This window comes from Sphingomonas echinoides (assembly GCF_029623395.1).
Taxonomy (GTDB): domain Bacteria; phylum Pseudomonadota; class Alphaproteobacteria; order Sphingomonadales; family Sphingomonadaceae; genus Sphingomonas; species Sphingomonas echinoides_A.
In genome coordinates, this window is record NZ_JAPYKK010000074.1 from 1 (window position 1) to 3,139 (window position 3,139).

A 3,139-nucleotide genomic window follows, 5' to 3' on the forward strand; every position below is an offset into this window, starting at 1 on the left:
ACCCCCAACCCCTCCCCTGAAGGGGAGGGGCTTAAGTAAGTTAGGGCAAAATCACCGACTCGTGCGGCTGCTCCTCCAGCGCAATCGCCACACGCCCGGACTTGTCCGGCTTCTTCCGAAACGCGCCGCCCACCCCATGCGCGATGTCCTTGCCCAGCTTCATCATGTTGCGCGATTCCCCCGGTTCCTCGCAGCAACTCCCCGGCGAGACCACATTCTGCAACAGGCGCACCATTTGCGTCGCGCCGCCGAACAGATCGACCCCCGTCGTACACCCTTTCTGCTGCGTCGCGCACGGCGCGCTTTCGGCAAGCGCGAGCGCACCCGCGCCCGTCCTGTTCGGGTTGGACGCCTTGGGACGATCCAGCACCGCTTCATCGGGATAGGGGAGTTTCTGCGACGGCAATGGCCGCCCGCAAACGACGATGTCATCCGGCTTGGCTGCGCTCTTCGCGCGCGGAACGCACGGTTCGGTGCCCACCGGCTGCAGGATCGACCAAGCCGCTTCGGCCGGCGGCGCAGTGGGAGCGACAACCGGCGGTGTCGCGACTTGCGCGGCGAGGATCAGCAACAGCATGACGCACACGCTGCCGCCCGATCATGGCGAATTTCAGGCGACGCGTGGAATCGCCAGCCGCGGCAGGTCGATCGCGGGGCACCGGTCCATCACGACGTCGAGCCCAGCCGCCTCGGCCCGCGCCGCCGCGTCCGGATTGATGACACCCAACTGGAGCCACACCGCCTTCGCGCCGACCGCGATCGCCGCATCCACGGCATCCCCCGCAGCCGCCGAATTGCGGAACACGTCGACCAGATCGATCGGCCCGGCAATGTCGGAAAGCTCCGCCACGACCGTCTCACCGTTGATCGTGCTCCCGGCGAGTTGCGGATTGACCGGGATCACGCGGTAGCCATGCGCCTGCAACGTCCGCATCACGCCATACGACGGACGGTACGACCGATCGGATGCACCCACCAACGCGATCGTCCGCGTCTCGGTCAACAGCCGCGTGATCTCTTCGTCCTGCGTCAGCATCAGCGTCGCTCCTTGATCCAGTCCGCCACACGCTCCGCAATCGCCCCGAACGCAACCGCTTCGCTGCCGTCCGCCGCCACCGGCGGCCGACCGGCATCGGACGCGATCCGGACGCGCATGTCGAGCGGAATTCGCCCGAGGAAGGGGATTCCGAGCGTCGCCGCCGCCGCTTCCGCACCACCACTGCCGAACGGATCGGACACGTCGCCGCACGACGGGCAGACATAACCCGCCATATTCTCGACCAGCCCGATGATCGGCACGCCCGCCTTGACGAACAGGTCGATCGCCCGTTTCGCGTCGATCAGCGCGAGATCCTGCGGGGTGGACACGATCACCGCGCCCTGCGGCCGGTATTTCTGGATCATCGTCAGCTGGACGTCGCCCGTCCCCGGCGGCAGGTCGAGCACCAGCGTGTCCGCCTCGCCCCAGTTCGCATCGAGCATCTGCTGGAGCGCCCCCGCCGCCATCGGTCCGCGCCACGCGATCGCCTGATCGGGCGCGACGAGCATTCCCATCGACAGCATCGGCACGCCCGACGGCGTATCGACCGGCTGCAACACTTTATTACGAGCGGTCGGCTTGGCGTCCTCCACCCCCATCAGCTTGGGCTGCGACGGCCCGTAGATGTCCGCGTCGACCAGCCCGACGCGGCGCCCTCGCGCAGCAAGCCCGATCGCAAGATTGGCGGATACTGTCGACTTACCGACACCGCCCTTCCCGCTCGCAACGGCAATCGAAAGCCGCGTGCTGCGCTGGCTGGTGAGCGCAATCCGTACCGTCGCGACCCCCGGCAAATCGCTCGCCGCCGCGCGCACCGACGCCTCGAGCGAATCGCGTTCACCCTCATCCAGCCCGCTCACGTCGATCACGATACTCGCGCGATCCCCCTCGATACGGCCGGTGGCGCGGGTGCCCGCAAAGGGGGCGAGCATGGCATCAAGCGAAACAGGATCGGTCATCCGCGTGCAGATAGGCGTCCGCCGTGCGCTTGCCACTGTTTTTCGTAAGTCTTGCCCCCTATAAAGGCATCATGACGATCCTATCGGGCTGGTTCCGCCGCCTCTCCATCCTTACCGCCGACAACAAGGGCCCCTGGGGCGGCCCGGGCGGTTCCGACGACGACGGCAAAGGGAGCACGCCCGGCAATGGCGGTGGCCCGCGCAACCCGTGGGCGCAACCGCCGAGCGGCACCCCGCGCGGGAAGCAGCCCGGACCGAGCGCGCTCGACGAATTCCTCAAGCGCGCCCGCACGTCCGGTGGCGGCGGGGGCGGCAACGGCGGCTTCGGGGGTCGCCCGCGAATCCCTGGCACGCCCTCGCCCGCGCAATTGTGGGGCATCGGCGTCGGCATCATCCTGGTGTTGTGGCTCGCCTTCACCGCGATCCATTCGATCGGGCCGCAACAGCGCGGCGTCGTGACCTTCCTCGGCCGCTATGCCGGCACGCTCGAGCCGGGCATCCGCCTCACGCTCCCCGCGCCGCTGTCATCGGTCGCCAAAGTCGACGTCAGCCAGATCAGCACCGACACCTTCCCAGAGGAAGGCTCGGGCGCAAACCTGATGCTGACGCGCGACCAGAACGTCGTCGATCTCGATTATTCGGTGCGCTGGATCATCAGCAACCCGCAGGACTTCGCGTTCCAGATCAAGGACCAGAAGTCGACGCTCCGCGCGACCGCCGAAAGCGCGATGCGCGCGATCGTCGCGACCGTGTCGCTCGATCAGGCGCTCGGTGGCGGACGCGCCGCGATGGAAGTCCGCGCGCAGCAGCTGATGCAGTCGATCCTCGACCGCTACAACTCGGGCATCCGCATCCAGGGCGTCGCGATCAAGAACGCCGCCCCGCCCGCGCAGGTGATCGACGATTTCAAGGCAGTCTCCGCCGCGCAGCAGGAAGCCCAGGGCAACATCAACCGTGCCCGTGGCTATGCCCAGCAGACGCTCGCACGCGCGCAGGCCGATGCGACCTCGTTCGACGTGCTTTACGCGCAATATCGCCTCGCCCCCGAAGTGACTCGCCGTCGTCTCTATTACGAGACCATGGAACAGGTCCTCGCGCGCAGCGACAAGACGATCGTCGAAGCGCCGGGTGTCGTTCCGTA

4 protein-coding genes are annotated in these 3,139 nt (G+C 67.5%); 1 reads left to right on the plus strand and 3 read right to left on the minus strand.

Translation table 11 applies throughout. The annotated features are described in order from the left end of the window. Nucleotides 1-40: 40 nt before the first annotated feature. Genes QBJ92_RS20435 through QBJ92_RS20445 form a run of 3 tightly spaced genes read right to left on the minus strand, consistent with a single transcriptional unit; the run spans nucleotide 41 to nucleotide 1,998 of the window. Entirely contained in the window at nucleotides 41-577 is a 537-nt protein-coding gene (locus QBJ92_RS20435) for a hypothetical protein (protein ID WP_277971528.1), read from the minus strand. A gap of 33 nt (nucleotides 578-610) precedes the next feature. Beyond that, entirely contained in the window at nucleotides 611-1,039 is a 429-nt protein-coding gene (locus QBJ92_RS20440) for a CoA-binding protein (protein WP_277971530.1), read from the minus strand. Next, complete coding sequence (locus tag QBJ92_RS20445; protein ID WP_431358448.1) at nucleotides 1,036-1,998, minus strand: P-loop NTPase; 963 nt, start codon at nucleotides 1,996-1,998, stop codon at nucleotides 1,036-1,038. Before QBJ92_RS20445 ends, QBJ92_RS20440 begins: the two co-directional genes overlap by 4 nt. Before the next feature lie 71 nt (nucleotides 1,999-2,069). Here QBJ92_RS20445 and hflK point away from each other — a divergent pair. Continuing rightward, nucleotides 2,070-3,139: protease modulator HflK (gene hflK, locus QBJ92_RS20450; protein ID WP_277971529.1), on the plus strand; the 1,070-nt coding region annotated here is incomplete at its 3' end.

What these genes read in the sequence shown, in the direction of transcription:
- QBJ92_RS20435 (WP_277971528.1), bottom strand. Translation starts at nt 577, where the DNA reads ATGCTGTTGCTGATCCTCGCCGCGCAAGTCGCGACACCGCCGGTTGTC.
- QBJ92_RS20445 (WP_431358448.1), bottom strand. Translation starts at nt 1,998, where the DNA reads ATGACCGATCCTGTTTCGCTTGATGCCATGCTCGCCCCCTTTGCGGGC.